This window comes from Pseudomonas sp. B21-059 (assembly GCF_026016285.1).
Classification (GTDB): Bacteria; Pseudomonadota; Gammaproteobacteria; order Pseudomonadales; family Pseudomonadaceae; genus Aquipseudomonas; species Aquipseudomonas danubii.
In genome coordinates, this window is the sequence record NZ_CP087201.1 from 1,602,161 (window position 1) to 1,615,358 (window position 13,198).

Genomic DNA, 13,198 nt, shown 5'->3' on the forward strand with positions numbered 1-13,198 from the left:
TTGAACCACAAGCCGGCGACGGGCCCCGAAACGCTCGGAACACAGTCTGGCAACGTGGGAATGGGGCTTTGCAGATCCAACAGGCAGGCGATAACCCGGTTTACATGCTTATCAGTAGCGATCAAAGCCTGAAGGGTAGCGAAAACCATCGCTCAGGGGAATGCTCACGGCAAGGGACTTCGCTTGTGCAAGGAACTTGGCGCCAGTACCATTACCGCTCTCTTTTTCCGGCAGGAGCGGTTGCATGATTGCGGGCAGTATGGTGGCACTGGTCACACCCATGGATGCACAGGGAAATCTCGACTGGGACAGCCTGAGCAAACTGGTGGACTTCCACCTGCAAGAGGGCACCAACGCCATCGTGGCGGTCGGCACCACAGGTGAATCGGCCACACTGGATGTCAACGAGCACATCGAAGTGATTCGTCGGGTGGTGGCCCAGGTTGCAGGGCGTATCCCGGTGATTGCCGGTACCGGCGCCAACTCGACGCGTGAAGCGATCGAACTGACCACCAATGCGAAGATCGCCGGCGCCGATGCCTGCCTGCTGGTGACCCCGTATTACAACAAGCCGACCCAGGAAGGCCTGTACCAGCATTTCCGCGCCATTGCCGAGGCCGTGGACATCCCGCAGATCCTCTACAACGTTCCAGGCCGTACCGCATGCGACATGCAGGCCGAGACCGTGATCCGTCTGTCCTCCGTGAAAAACATCATCGGCATCAAGGAAGCCACCGGCGACCTGCAGCGTGCCAAGGCCATCCTGGCCGGCGTGCCCGACGATTTCCTGGTGTACTCCGGCGATGACGCCACTGCCGTTGAACTGATCCTGCTGGGCGGCAAGGGCAATATCTCGGTGACCGCCAACGTCGCGCCTCGGGCCATGAGCCAGATGTGCGCCGCGGCCATGGCCGGCGACGCCGCGAAGGCCCGCGAGATCCACGAAACCCTGATGCCGCTGAACAAGACACTGTTCATCGAATCCAACCCTATTCCCGTGAAATGGGCCCTGCACGAAATGGGCTTGATGCCGGACGGTATCCGTCTGCCGCTCACCTGGCTCAGTGCCGCCTGTCACGAACCGCTGCGGCAGGCCATGCGCCAGTCCGGCGTCTTGGTTTAATTGAGGAAGTACAACGCATGAAGCGAATGGCCGGACTTTCCGCACTTGCCTTGATTATCTCCAGCACCAGTGGCTGCGGTTGGATCTGGGGCCCGGAAGGCTACTTCCGTGACCGGGGTAGCGATTACCTGCAAGCGCAACAAACAGCACCAATGCAACTGCCGCCGGATGTCCAGACCGCCAAGCGCCTGGATCCGTTGCTGCCAATCCCGCGCAACGTGGCCGACGACAACGTCAAGGGCGAGTACCAGGTGCCTCGTCCGCAGCCGCTGTCGGCGATTGCCGATGCCAGCGACTACACCCTGCAGAAAAGCGGCGACTCCCGTTGGGTCATGGCCCAGCATCCGCCGGCCGAAGTCTGGCCGGTGGCAGTGCAGTTCTTCCAGGACAACGGTTTCCGCCTGGATCAGCAACGCCCGCAAACCGGCGAGTTCAGCACCCGCTGGCAGCGTTCCGACGAGCTTTCCGCTGCCGTGGCCAAGCGCCTGAGCAGCGCCGGCGTCGCCGCCGACAGCGAAACTCGAGTGCGGGTGCGCATCGAACCGGGTGTGCAGCGCAATACCAGTGAAGTCTACGTGGTCAGTGCCGAGCGTCCCGCCGGCAGCACCGCCGATGTGGAGTTCACCAACCGTTCGGTCAACACCGGCCTGGACGCCGCGCTGGTGGATGACATGCTGGCCAGCATGAGCCGTACCTCCGAGAAGGGCGGTTCGGTGTCCCTGCTGGCTGCTCGCGATTTCGATACCCCAAGCCGGGTCAGCCTCAGCGAAGACGGCAGCGGCAACCCGGTGCTGAACCTGGGCGCCGACCTCGATCGCGCCTGGTCCAGCGTGGGCCGCGCCCTGGAGCAGGGCGAATGGCGGGTTGAGGACATCAACCGCAGCCTGGGCCTGTACTACATCAACCTGGCGGAAAAAGCCGAGAAGAAGAACGACGAGCCGGGCTTCTTCGGCAAGTTGTTCGGCAGCAAGCCGGCCAAGGAAGAGATCGAAGCCCGCGCCGAGCGCTACCAGGTGCGCCTGAGCAAGGTGGGTGACAACGTCCAGGTGACCGTCGAGAAGAACATCAACACCGTGGCGCCGGCCGATGTGGCGCGCAAGGTGTTGGGCGCGATTCAGGACAACCTGGGCTGATCAGATGCGTTTCGCCGTTCTCGGCAGTGGTAGCCAAGGGAATGGCACGCTGATCGCCAGTGCTGACACTTACATCCTGGTGGATTGTGGTTTCTCCTTGCGGGAAACCGAGCGGCGCCTGCTGCGCCTGGGAGTTCATCCCTCGCAGTTGAGCGCCATCCTGGTGACCCACGAACATGCCGACCACGTGCATGGCGTGGGTTTGCTGTCTCGGCGCTACAATTTACCGGTCTACCTCAGCCAGGGCACTTTGCGCGGGATGCGCAAGCCGGTGGAGGCTGCAGGTTTTGTCCGCGGTGGCGAGCAACTGCAGATTGGTGCCTTGTGCATTGACGTGATTGCCGTCGCCCACGACGCCCAGGAACCTACACAGTTTGTCTTCAGCGACGGTCAGCGGCGTTTTGGTCTGCTGACCGACCTGGGTTCCTACTGTACCGGCGTACTGGAAGGCTACCGTGGCCTGGATGCCTTGATGATCGAGGCCAACCATTGCCGGGACCTGTTGGCGCGCGGTTATTACCCGTACTTTCTCAAGCAGCGGGTCGGCGGTGACCAAGGGCATTTGAACAACCATCAGGCCGCAAGCCTGGTGGCCGAATTGGGATGGCAGGACTTGCAGCATCTGGTCCTTGCTCATCTGAGCAGCAAGAACAACCTGCCGCAGCTGGCCCGGCAATGTTTTGTCGACACCCTCGGGTGCGATCCGGACTGGCTGCAATTGGCCGATCAAGATTCAGGGCTCGACTGGCGCCACATCGCCTAGCCCACCTACTTAGCAAGCGGAGCCCATCATGGAAAAACGTGAAGAACTCTACCGCGGCAAAGCCAAATCGGTTTACAAGACCGACGACGCTGACCGCTTGATCCTGCTGTTTCGCAACGACACCTCGGCGTTCGACGGCAAGCGCATCGAGCAGTTGGACCGCAAGGGTATGGTGAACAACAAGTTCAACGCCTTCATCATGCAGAAACTCGAAGCCGCCGGCGTGCCGACCCAGTTCGACAAGCTGCTGGGCGACAACGAGTGCCTGGTGAAGAAGCTCGACATGATCCCGGTGGAGTGCGTGGTGCGTAACTACGCGGCCGGCAGCCTGGTCAAGCGCCTGGGTGTGGAAGAGGGCATGAAGCTCAACCCTTACACCTTCGAGCTGTTCCTGAAGGACGACGCCAAGGGCGACCCGTTCATCAACGAATCCCACGTTGTGGCATTCGGCTGGGGCACCGTCGAGCAACTGGCACGCATGAAAGAGCTGTCGCTCAAGGTCAACGAAGTCCTGAGCAAGCTGTTCGATGACGCTGGTCTGCTGCTGGTGGACTTCAAGCTGGAGTTCGGTGTGTTCAGCGACGGCTCCATCGTCCTGGGCGACGAGTTCAGCCCGGACGGCTGCCGTCTGTGGGACAAGGACACCAAGAAGAAGATGGACAAGGACCGCTTCCGCCAGGGCCTCGGTGATGTCATCGAAGCCTACGAAGAAGTCGCCCAGCGCCTGGGCGTTCCGCTGTAATCGACGCAAGCATCTGATAGCACGGAAAAAATTTGCTCGGGGGCTTCGCATCCGGCAAAGGTGCTGTTATGATGCGCGCCGTTGGAGAGATGCCAGAGTGGCCGAATGGGACGGATTCGAAATCCGTTGTACCTTCACCGGTACCTAGGGTTCGAATCCCTATCTCTCCGCCATTATTGAACAAGACTAAGCCCTCGTAATCATTGAAGATTACGGGGGCTTTTTCGTTTCTGTGGCAGTTGTCAGGGCATTTTTAGGGCAAAAGATGCGGCATGCAGGGGCGCTCTAGTCGGCATGGTCTAGCTGGCGCGCCACCCACTCGGCAGGAACCTAACTCCACAGCATCAGGCTCGCGAACGTATGGCGGCATTGGTTGGCACCGCGGTGCCAGTCGCCTTCGATAACCCAACATTCGCCAGCGGCGAACTCACCGGCAACCGGAATGCTCGGTTGGCGGGCCTGGGCTTGGGTGACATTCGTCAATCTGCAGCCTTCGGCAATAGCCAGGTAATTGCTGGCCATGATAGGTGGGGTGACGAGTAACGGATGGGACGGCCCCGCTGATAACGGGGCCGGTCTCGGGGGCTTCATGGTCATTCATGATGTACCCGATGTACCCCGGCTCGTTGCAGAAGCCGAAAATCTGCCCTGGCGTGTGCTTCAGACGCCGAGGCTTTCAAGATCCCGGGCCAGCATCACCAACTGGTGGGCCAGGGAGCTTTCGAGTTTTTCGCTGGACAGCTGAAAGCTCGGGGCGCCGCAGGTCAGGGCCATGATGCTGCCGTCGGCCAGGCGCAGCGGAACGCCCGCGCCATTGACGTTGCGGTCCCATTCTCCCAATGACAGGCAGAAGCCAAAGGCTTCGTATTCACGGAAGGAGTCCTCTAGGGACTTTTCCAGGGCCGGCCATTCATCTCCGACTTTTTTCGCCACTTCCCGCAGCAGATGGTCACGCTCGATTTTCGGCGTGGCCGCCAGGTAGGCCCGCCCCGCGGCGCTGGTGGCCAGGGGCAGGCGCAGTCCGGGTTCCATGCGCAGACTGGCGACCTCCGGCGGGCGGCTGCTGTCCACGTGAATCATCGACAGGCGATCGCGGCAGGTCAGGCTGACTGTGGTGTTGGTGCGCCGGGAGAACTCGTCCATGAAGGGTTTGCCCAACTGGCGAACTCGCAGGCTGGCGGAGTAGGCGTAACCCAGGGCCAGTACCGCCGAATCCAGCTGGTACTTCTCCAGGTCCTGGTTGTACTTGAGGTAGCCCAACTGCGTCAGGGTGTAGGTCAGGCGCGACACCGTGGGTTTGGGCAGGCCGGTGATGCGGGCGATGTCCTGGTTGCCGCGTACCGCGTGACCGTGGGTAAAGGCCCGCAGGACTTCCAGGCCACGGGCCAGGGCTTCGACGAACTTGCGGTCTTTGGGCGCTGGTTCCGGGGCGTCGTTCGGGTCGTGCATGGGGTCTTCCGGTAGGGGCTGGTGCCGGGCGCAATGCCAGTTGACCACACAGCGGGTTCTTGGAAACAAGGGAAAAATGTTATCCCGGAACCGCTTGAATTGAAATCGACGATTCCCTCTCGGAACGCTGTTGCGCCAGGCAGGCACCTGTCTCGTCAGGCGATCACGGTCCGGTCGATCTGCCGTCTGCGCCGTACCGCCTCAGAGGCTGTCGTGACGCAGGCGGCCACGCTTGAATACGCCCTTGGCGCTGACCAGCAGTCAATCCTCGGTATCCAGCAGGTCGTCACTGGCGATACAGAACTTCGTGCCACCGCCCCGGGTGCAGGCCACGGCGCGGACCTCGGTCCCCGGTGGCGTGCTCGCCATGTCGTTAGTGTTCAACGATAGAGTCAGGGCTCGTCGCCATCGCTCGGGGGGCGGGGTGTTTGGCCTGGGCCTGTGGTTGTCTGCCCGAGAGACTCATGGGGTCGGTGCTTGGCCGAGGGCGATGTAGCGCTGCAGGTGATGATCCTCGTCCCCCAACTGGTGGTCGATCATCACCAACCGCTTGGCGTAATGGGCCAGTGGCAGCTCCCAGGTCATGCCGATACCGCCATGCAGCTGGATGCATTCCTCGGCCACCAGGGCGCCGATGCGGCCGATGCTGACCTTGGCCGCCGACAGGCTGCGTTCGCGGGTCAGGCGGTCGGCGTCCAGGGCGGCAGCGGCGTTGATCACCGCCGAACGCGCCTGCTCGATCTCCAGCAACAACACCGCCATGCGATGTTGCAGCGCCTGGAAGCTACCGATAGGACGGCCAAATTGTTGCCGGGTGCGCAGGTAGTCCAGGGTCGCCAGCTTGGCCACTTCCATGGCGCCAAGGGCTTCCGCGCAGAGCGCCAACAGGCCCCGGCCGATGGCCCGTTCGAGGATCGCGTGGCCCTGATGCAAGGGCCCCAGCAAGGCCTGTGCCGGCACTTTTGCATGGTGCAGGCGCACTTGCGCGACGGGGCCGCTATCGAGGGTCGGGCAGGCCAGGATCTCCAGGCCCGGGGTGTCCGCCGGCACCAGGAACAGCGAGATGCCCTGGCTATCGTCCAGGGCTCCGGCCGTGCGTGCCGCGACCACCAGCAACCCGGCCTGGCGGCCGTTGAGGACCATATTCTTGATACCGTCCAGACGCCAGCCGGCAGGGTCCGCCTCGGCGCGGCAGGCGACCCGGTAGGTTGCATAGTGGTTGCCGGGTTCTTCATGGGCCAGGGCGGCGATCAGGCTGCCGTCGATGATGGGCCCCAGGTGCATTTTCTGTTCTTCGGTGCCGGCGCTGGCGATGGCCCCGCCGGCCAGTACCGCACTGCCTAGCAGAGGTTCCACCAGCAGTCCGCGGCCTATTGCCTCGAAGACCAGGGCCAGGTCGAAGCCACCGCCACCAAAGCCGCCGTCGGCCTCACTGAACAGGGCACCGATGACTCCCAGGTCCGCCAGCTGGCGCCAGATATCGGGGTTGAAACCCAGCTCGGACTGCAGGCTCTGTTGGCGCTTTTCCAGGTTGTATTGCTGGGTGATGAAGCGATTCAAGCTGTCGGCGAGCATGCGCCGTTCTGCGCTGTGTTCGAAGTTCATGTGCGCGCCCTCAGAGCCCGAGAATCATTTTCGAGATGATGTTTTTCTGGATTTCATTGGAGCCGCCAAAAATCGACAGCTTGCGATTGTTGAAGTACTGCGCCGCGGCACTGGCCGCGAACCCGGGACCCGCGTCCAGCGCTTGGGCGTTGGCGTCATCCAGCATGAGCCGGGCTTCGGGGCCCATGGCCCGGCGCAGCAGCGCGGTCAGTTCCTGACGGATTTGCGTGCCGCAGATCTTCAGCATCGAACTTTCCGCACCCGGAGCCCCACCCCCGGCCACGGCGGCGATCACCCGCAGGTTGGTGGTCTGCATATTGGCCAGGTCGATCTCGACCCGGGCCAGGCGGGCGGCGAACTGCGGGTCCTGCAGCAGCGGTTGGCCGTTGCGGGTGCGCTGCGCGGCCAACTGCTTGACCCGTTGCAGCGCAGCCATGGACAAACCCACTCCGGCGATATTGGTGCGTTCGTAGGTCAAGAGGTACTTGGCGCAGGTCCAGCCCTTGTGTTCCTCACCCACCCGATTGGCCACCGGCACCCGCACGTCGGTGAAGAAGACTTCGTTGATTTCGTGATCGCCTTCCAGGGTGATGATCGGGCGTACCTCGACCCCGGGGCTGGCCATGTCGATCAGCAGGAAGCTGATGCCTTCCTGGGGCTTGGCTTCACGGTCGGTGCGTACCAGGCAGAAAATCATGTTGGCGTGCTGGCCGAGGGTGGTCCAGGTCTTCTGGCCGTTGACCACATAGTGATCGCCGTCGCGCACGGCGCTGGTTTTCACCGCGGCCAGGTCCGAGCCGGCACCGGGTTCCGAATAGCCCTGGCACCACCAGTGGCGGCCGTCGAGAATCCGTGGCAGCCAATAGTCCTGCTGCTGTGGGGTGCCGTACTTGATCAGCACTGGCCCCAGCATATTGACGCCAAAGGGCACGACGCGCGGCGCATTGGCCAGTCCGCACTCCAGTTCGAAGATGAACTTTTCCACGGGGCTCCAGCCCGGTCCGCCAAAGGCTTGGGGCCAGTGGTTGGCCAGCCAGCCCCGGGCATTGAGCAGCGCATGCCATTGCTCCATGTCGGCCTTGGACAGACGCTCGCCTGCGGCCACCTTGTCACTCAGGCCAGTGGGCAGGTGTTCGGCAAGAAAGCGTCGCACCTGGTCGCGGAAGGCTTCTTCCTCTGGAGTGAAACTCAGGTCCATGGCGACGTCCTCAATAGATTTCGAACAGCGCGGCGGCGCCCATGCCGCCGGCGATGCACATGCTGACCACGGCGTACTTCACGCCCCGACGGCGCCCCTCAAGCAGCACATGGCCGGCCAGGCGCGCGCCGGTCATGCCGAACGGGTGACCCAGGGCGATGGCTCCGCCGTTGACGTTCAGGCATTCGTCGGCAATGCCCAGCCGCTGCTGACAGTAGAGCGCCTGGGAGGCGAAGGCTTCGTTGAGTTCCCAGAGGCCGATGTCCTCGACCTTGAGGCCATGCCGGGCCAACAGCTTGGGCACCGCGAACACCGGGCCGATGCCCATCTCGTCGGGCTCGCAGCCAGCCACCGCCATGCCGCGAAACACCCCCAACGGGGTCAGGTTGGCGCGGGACGCTTCCCGCGCCTCCATCAATACGCAGGCCGAGGCGCCGTCGGACAGTTGCGAGGCGTTGCCGGCGCTGATGAAACGCTCAGGGCCTTGCACCGGCTGCAGTTTGGCCAGGGCTTCGTAAGTGGTGCCGCGGCGGTTGCAGGTGTCGGCCTCCACCGTGACCTGCAGCTGGCTGACCACGCCGCTCTGTTTATCGGTCAGCGCCATGGTGGTGGTGCAAGGGATGATTTCCTCGCGGTAGCGGCCGGCCAGTTGTGCCGCTTCGGTCTTGCGCTGGCTCTCCACCGAGAAGCGGTCCTGGGCCTCGCGACTGATGCCATAGCGCGCGGCGACGATGTCGGCGGTTTCGATCATCGGCAGGAACAGTTCCGGCTTGTGCTGCAGGAGCCAGGGGTCGAGGTCCGGGTCGTCGCTGGCGCCGCGGCCACGGATCTGGGAAATGCTCTCCACACCGCCGGCGATGATCGCTGGGGCACCGTCCACCACGATGCGTCCCGCCGCCATGGCAATGGCCTGCAGCCCGGAGGCGCAGAAGCGGTTGACCGTGGTGCCGGCGATGCTGATGGGCAAGCCGGCGCGGACCACTGCCAGGCGCGCGACGTTGCGCCCGGTGGTGCCTTCGCCGTAGCCGCAGCCGAGGATGGCATCTTCGATCAGCCCCGGATCGATGGCGGCCCGCTCGACCGCGGCGCGTACCGCGAAGGCGGCGAGGGTGGGGCCGGGGGTGATGTTGAATTCACCTCGATGGGCCTTGGTCAGGGGCGTGCGGGCAGTGGAGACAATGACGGCTTCGCGCATGGGACGTGCTCCTTGGTCAGTGGCTGTGATTGAGGCTGTCAAAGTTCTCGCCGCGCTCTACCAACTGCACCAGCAAGGGCGAGGCTGTCCAGAACAGCGGATCTTCTTCGGCAAACTCGCGGATATCCGCCAGGACCTGGGGCAGGCCGTACTGGTCGGCGTACTTGAGCGGGCCCCCGCGATAGCGCGGAAAGCCGTAGCCGTGGATAAGGGTGATGTCCACGTCCAGGGGCCGCAGGGCGATGCCTTCATGCACCACGTTGGCGCCCTCGTTGATCATGGCCGCCATGTAGCGCCGCAGGATTTCCGGGTTGCTGAAGGCCCGGGGCGTGATGCCGGCCCGGGTCCGCTCGGCGTCGATGATCGCCAGGACCTCCGGGTCCTGGCTGGCGCTGCGCGGGCCCTGGGCATAGAGGTAGTAGCCGCGACCGGTTTTCTGCCCGAACCAGCCGCGCTCGCAGAGGCGGTCGGCGATCTGTACATAGCGGGCCCGGGGATCACGGGTGGCAGCCTTGCGCTGGCGGGTCGCCCAGCCGATGTCGCCACCGGCCAGGTCCGCCACCTGGAAGGGGCCCATGGGGAAGCCGAAATCGCGCAGGGCCTGGTCGATCTGATAGGGCGAGGCGCCGTCTTCCATCATGTAGTCAGCGGCCTGGCGATAGACCGCGAGGATGCGATTGCCGATAAATCCATCACAGACGCCGGCGCGTACCGGCACCTTGCGCAACTGTTTCGCCAGCTCGAAGGCCGTGGCGACGACCTCCGTGGCGACCTTGGCCGGCACCACGATCTCCAGCAACTTCATGATGTTGGCCGGGGAGAAGAAGTGCAGGCCGATCACGTCGGCAGGTCGCGAGACGCTTTGGGCGATGGCGTTGATGTCCAGGTAGGAGGTGTTGCTGGCGAGTACGGCGCCGGCCTTGCACACGCGATCCAGTTCGGCGAACACCGCGAGCTTGGCCGCCATGTCCTCGAACACGGCTTCGATCACCAGATCGGCCTGGGCCAGGTCCTGGTAGTCGGTGCTGGCGCGGAAACGGGCCAGGGTCGCGGCTTTGTCGGCCTGGGTCAGGCGACCTTTGTCGATCAGGGTGTCGTAGACCTTCTCGACATTGCCGCGGCCGCGATTCAGGGCGTCCTGGTCGCGTTCGATCATGGTCACTTCCAGCCCCGCGTCGAGGACCGTTACGGCGATGCCGGCGCCCATGGTGCCACCGCCCACCACCCCCACCCGGGCAATGGCCCGGGGTGCTGCCGCGCGGGTCTCGGGGGCCTTGAGCACTTCCCGTTCAGCAAAAAAAGCATGCACCAGCCCGGCACGCTGCGGGCTGTCGAGGCACTCCAGAAACAGTCGGCGTTCTTCGCGCAGGCCGTCTTCGAAGGATTGATCGAGGGCCGCTTCCACGGCCTGGATGATGTGCAACGGCGACAGCAGGCCTTGTGATTTCTGCGTGGCCTGCTGGCGGGCGGCATCTATCGCTTGGCGCTGGGCGGCTGGCTCGCTCAGGGCCTGAGCATCCCGGGTGCGTCGGGCAGTGGCGCCCTGTGCCAGCAACTGGCGCATGTAGGCCAGGCCTTCGGCCAGTGCGTCATCGCTGTCCCCCAGACGGTCCACCAAACCCAGATCCAGGGCCTCCTTGGCGCTCAGATGGCGCCCGCTGAGCATCAGTTCCAGAGCCGCTTTGGCACCGATCAGGCGTGGCAGACGCTGGGTGCCGCCGGCCCCGGGAAGCAAGCCCAGCAACACCTCTGGCAGGCCGAGCCGGGCGCTGCCGGTGGCCAGGCGGTAATGGGCGGCGAGGGCGACTTCCAGGCCTCCTCCGAGGGCCACTCCCTGGATCGCTGCCAGCACCGGTTTGCTGCTGTCCTCGATCCGCTTGACCACCTCCGGCAGCGCCGGAGCCTGGGGCGTCTGGCCAAATTCGCGAATGTCGGCGCCGCCACAGAAGTGTCGTTCTGCACCGACCAGCAGTATGGCTTTGACCGCCGGGTTGTCGTTGGCGCTGTCGATGGCCGCCAGCAGTCCGCGGCGGATCTCCACCCCCAGGGCGTTGACCGGCGGGTTGTTGAGGGTCAGCACCAGGATGTTTCCGTGTAATGCGCTTTCGACGATTGGCAGGGCTGTTTCGCAACTCATTGCAGCAGTCTCCGGGGTGAAGGGCAGCGAGAGGTCGGTGGGCGCGGCATGGCGTTGAGGGTGACCAGCAGAACATCCCAGTCACGGATAGCTTTATTCCGCTATTTGAATCACTTGGCGAAAATAATCCTGTCATCAATGAATATTGTGGTCAATACGGAATATTGTTCCGCAGTGCGGAATTTATTAAGTGTTTTAACGGTTAATTTGCCCTTCATGACGGGTTGTGGATCAAATCCTGATGTTTGACATATTTGATTTGTGATCACATATTGTCGGGCACAAGAACCACAACACAGGTAGATGCCATGTCTGAAGGTCCTATATCCCAAGGCCCAATCCCCCTTCCCACGCTGCGTCAGGTTTCTCGCGATACCTTGCAGGAGCAGGTGTACCGGCAGATTCGCGAAGCCTTGATGAGTGGGCGTTTTCAGCCCGGCCAGAAGTTGACCATTCGTGGCCTGGCCGAAGCCCTGGGTTCCAGCCCCATGCCGGTGCGCGAAGCCCTGCAGCGCCTGAGTGCGGAAAATGCCTTTGAGGTCACGGAAACTTCTCGCCTGCGAGTGCGAATGATGACGCTGGAGCGTCTGCGGGAGATCCGTGATGCACGGGTGGCCCTGGAAGGGCTGCTGGCGGAAAAGGCCCTGCAGCATCTGCAAAAGAGCGATCTGCAGGAGATCACCGATCTGTGCCGGCAGATGCAAAAGGCTGCCGATGAGGTGGATGTGTCCCGTTACCTGTGGACCAACTTCGCCTTTCACCGACGTATCTATGCCGTGGCTCGAGCCGAGCTGACCATGGCCGCGGTGGAGAATTTCTGGCTGCACATGGGGCCGTGTTTTGCCCTGGTGGCGCCGGACCAGGCCCACCTGCAACGTTCCATGGAAGCCCACAATCGCATCGTCGAAGCCCTGGCCACCGGCGATGGTCCGGGAGTGCGAGCGGCCGTCACCGACGACATCATGCAAGCGGCGGATTCCCTGGGCCGGCTGTTGGCCAAGAAGCCTGGTGCGGCGGCGCTCAAAGGAGGTCGGGCATGAGCATCTTGCAGCGTTTACAGCCTTACCCGGGCTTGCGGGTGATGATTTCCGGCGGCGCGGCGGGCATCGGTGAAGTGCTGGCCAGGGCCTATCTCGAAGCCGGCGCCCAGGTGCACGTCTGCGATGTCAGTGAGGCGGCCCTGGCGGCGTTCCGGGATCGCTACCCCGAGGCGCTGGCGACCCGCACCGATGTCGCTGATCCGGCACAGATCCACGCGCTGTTCGAGCTTCAGGTGGCGCGCTTCGGCGGGCTTGATGTGCTGGTCAACAACGCTGGTATTGCCGGGCCCACGGCCGGCATCGATGCCGTCAGCGACGCCGACTGGCAGCGCACCATCGATATCAACCTGACCGCGCAGTACCGTTTTGCCCACCACGCAGTGCCGTTGCTCAAGGCTTCGGACAACGCCCATCTGCTGCACATCGCCTCGGTGGCCGGGCGCCTGGGATATGCCTGGCGTACGCCGTATGCGGCCACCAAGTGGGCCATTGTCGGGTTGATGAAGTCTCTGGCGGCCGAGCTTGGGGCCAGCGATATCCGGGTCAATGCGTTGTTGCCGGGGATAGTCCAGGGGCCGCGCATGGACGCGGTGATTCAGGCCCGGGCCGAACAGACCGGAGTGCCGGTGGCCGAAATGCGCCAGGAGTACCTGAACAAGATCTCCCTCAAGCGCATGGTCAGCGCCGAGGACGTGGCCGCCATGGCGCTGTTTCTCTGCTCGCCGGCGGCTCGCAACATCACCGGCCAGGCGATCAGCGTCGACGGCAACGTCGAGTACCTCTAGCCGCGCCCGCGATCCGCACCGCTGAAGG

At 63.6% G+C, this 13,198-nt stretch carries 12 protein-coding genes and 1 tRNA gene; 7 read left to right on the top strand and 6 right to left on the bottom strand.

The features are described from left to right. Positions 1-244 precede the first annotated feature (244 nt). The 5 genes from dapA to LOY69_RS07305 all read left to right on the top strand — a co-directional run bounded on the left by dapA (position 245) and on the right by LOY69_RS07305 (position 3,934). Complete coding sequence (gene dapA / locus LOY69_RS07285) at positions 245-1,123, top strand: 4-hydroxy-tetrahydrodipicolinate synthase (protein WP_102878721.1); 879 nt, start codon at positions 245-247, stop codon at positions 1,121-1,123. A gap of 17 nt (positions 1,124-1,140) precedes the next feature. After that, positions 1,141-2,256, top strand: coding sequence for an outer membrane protein assembly factor BamC (bamC, locus tag LOY69_RS07290; protein ID WP_102861607.1), 1,116 nt, complete (start codon positions 1,141-1,143; stop codon positions 2,254-2,256). Between the two features lie 4 nt (positions 2,257-2,260). Next, complete coding sequence (locus LOY69_RS07295; RefSeq protein ID WP_102878722.1) at positions 2,261-3,019, top strand: MBL fold metallo-hydrolase; 759 nt, start codon at positions 2,261-2,263, stop codon at positions 3,017-3,019. Positions 3,020-3,047: 28 nt separating this feature from the next. Beyond that, positions 3,048-3,761 (top strand): phosphoribosylaminoimidazolesuccinocarboxamide synthase, encoded by a 714-nt coding sequence (gene purC, locus LOY69_RS07300; RefSeq protein ID WP_058433542.1) that lies wholly within the window; start codon positions 3,048-3,050, stop codon positions 3,759-3,761. Between the two features lie 83 nt (positions 3,762-3,844). Next, a tRNA-Ser gene (locus tag LOY69_RS07305) sits at positions 3,845-3,934 on the top strand. Positions 3,935-4,421: 487 nt separating this feature from the next. Here the strand turns inward: LOY69_RS07305 and LOY69_RS07310 are convergent. The 6 genes from LOY69_RS07310 to LOY69_RS07335 form a co-directional block, all read right to left on the bottom strand. Next, positions 4,422-5,210, bottom strand: coding sequence for an IclR family transcriptional regulator (locus LOY69_RS07310; protein ID WP_102861610.1), 789 nt, complete (start codon positions 5,208-5,210; stop codon positions 4,422-4,424). 261 nt (positions 5,211-5,471) lie between these two features. Then, the gene (locus LOY69_RS07315; RefSeq protein WP_265074320.1) at positions 5,472-5,594 is read right to left on the bottom strand and encodes a hypothetical protein; all 123 of its coding nucleotides are present in this window, start codon (positions 5,592-5,594) and stop codon (positions 5,472-5,474) included. A 78-nt stretch (positions 5,595-5,672) separates the two neighbouring features. Then, positions 5,673-6,815 (bottom strand): acyl-CoA dehydrogenase family protein, encoded by a 1,143-nt coding sequence (locus LOY69_RS07320; RefSeq protein WP_265074321.1) that lies wholly within the window; start codon positions 6,813-6,815, stop codon positions 5,673-5,675. A 10-nt stretch (positions 6,816-6,825) separates the two neighbouring features. Beyond that, positions 6,826-8,013: an acyl-CoA dehydrogenase family protein gene (locus LOY69_RS07325; protein ID WP_265074322.1), complete on the bottom strand. Its 1,188-nt coding sequence runs from the start codon at positions 8,011-8,013 to the stop codon at positions 6,826-6,828. 10 nt (positions 8,014-8,023) lie between these two features. Then, positions 8,024-9,208, bottom strand: coding sequence for an acetyl-CoA C-acyltransferase (locus LOY69_RS07330; RefSeq protein WP_110651906.1), 1,185 nt, complete (start codon positions 9,206-9,208; stop codon positions 8,024-8,026). Positions 9,209-9,224: 16 nt separating this feature from the next. Continuing rightward, a complete protein-coding gene (locus LOY69_RS07335) occupies positions 9,225-11,345 on the bottom strand; it encodes a 3-hydroxyacyl-CoA dehydrogenase NAD-binding domain-containing protein (RefSeq protein WP_265074323.1) in 2,121 nt (706 codons plus the stop codon). 323 nt (positions 11,346-11,668) lie between these two features. Between LOY69_RS07335 and LOY69_RS07340 the strand changes: the two genes are divergently transcribed. Both LOY69_RS07340 and LOY69_RS07345 read left to right on the top strand, forming a co-directional pair. Beyond that, the gene (locus LOY69_RS07340; protein WP_102879083.1) at positions 11,669-12,385 is read left to right on the top strand and encodes a GntR family transcriptional regulator; all 717 of its coding nucleotides are present in this window, start codon (positions 11,669-11,671) and stop codon (positions 12,383-12,385) included. Then, the gene (locus LOY69_RS07345) at positions 12,382-13,170 is read left to right on the top strand and encodes an SDR family oxidoreductase (protein WP_265074324.1); all 789 of its coding nucleotides are present in this window, start codon (positions 12,382-12,384) and stop codon (positions 13,168-13,170) included. Before LOY69_RS07340 ends, LOY69_RS07345 begins: the two co-directional genes overlap by 4 nt. Positions 13,171-13,198: the final 28 nt, after the last annotated feature.

What these genes read in the sequence shown, in the direction of transcription:
- dapA (WP_102878721.1), top strand. Translation starts at nt 245, where the DNA reads ATGATTGCGGGCAGTATGGTGGCACTGGTCACACCCATGGATGCACAG.
- LOY69_RS07320 (WP_265074321.1), bottom strand. Translation starts at nt 6,815, where the DNA reads ATGAACTTCGAACACAGCGCAGAACGGCGCATGCTCGCCGACAGCTTG.
- LOY69_RS07295 (WP_102878722.1), top strand. Translation starts at nt 2,261, where the DNA reads ATGCGTTTCGCCGTTCTCGGCAGTGGTAGCCAAGGGAATGGCACGCTG.
- purC (WP_058433542.1), top strand. Translation starts at nt 3,048, where the DNA reads ATGGAAAAACGTGAAGAACTCTACCGCGGCAAAGCCAAATCGGTTTAC.
- LOY69_RS07335 (WP_265074323.1), bottom strand. Translation starts at nt 11,345, where the DNA reads ATGAGTTGCGAAACAGCCCTGCCAATCGTCGAAAGCGCATTACACGGA.
- LOY69_RS07330 (WP_110651906.1), bottom strand. Translation starts at nt 9,208, where the DNA reads ATGCGCGAAGCCGTCATTGTCTCCACTGCCCGCACGCCCCTGACCAAG.
- LOY69_RS07345 (WP_265074324.1), top strand. Translation starts at nt 12,382, where the DNA reads ATGAGCATCTTGCAGCGTTTACAGCCTTACCCGGGCTTGCGGGTGATG.
- bamC (WP_102861607.1), top strand. Translation starts at nt 1,141, where the DNA reads ATGAAGCGAATGGCCGGACTTTCCGCACTTGCCTTGATTATCTCCAGC.
- LOY69_RS07310 (WP_102861610.1), bottom strand. Translation starts at nt 5,210, where the DNA reads ATGCACGACCCGAACGACGCCCCGGAACCAGCGCCCAAAGACCGCAAG.
- LOY69_RS07325 (WP_265074322.1), bottom strand. Translation starts at nt 8,013, where the DNA reads ATGGACCTGAGTTTCACTCCAGAGGAAGAAGCCTTCCGCGACCAGGTG.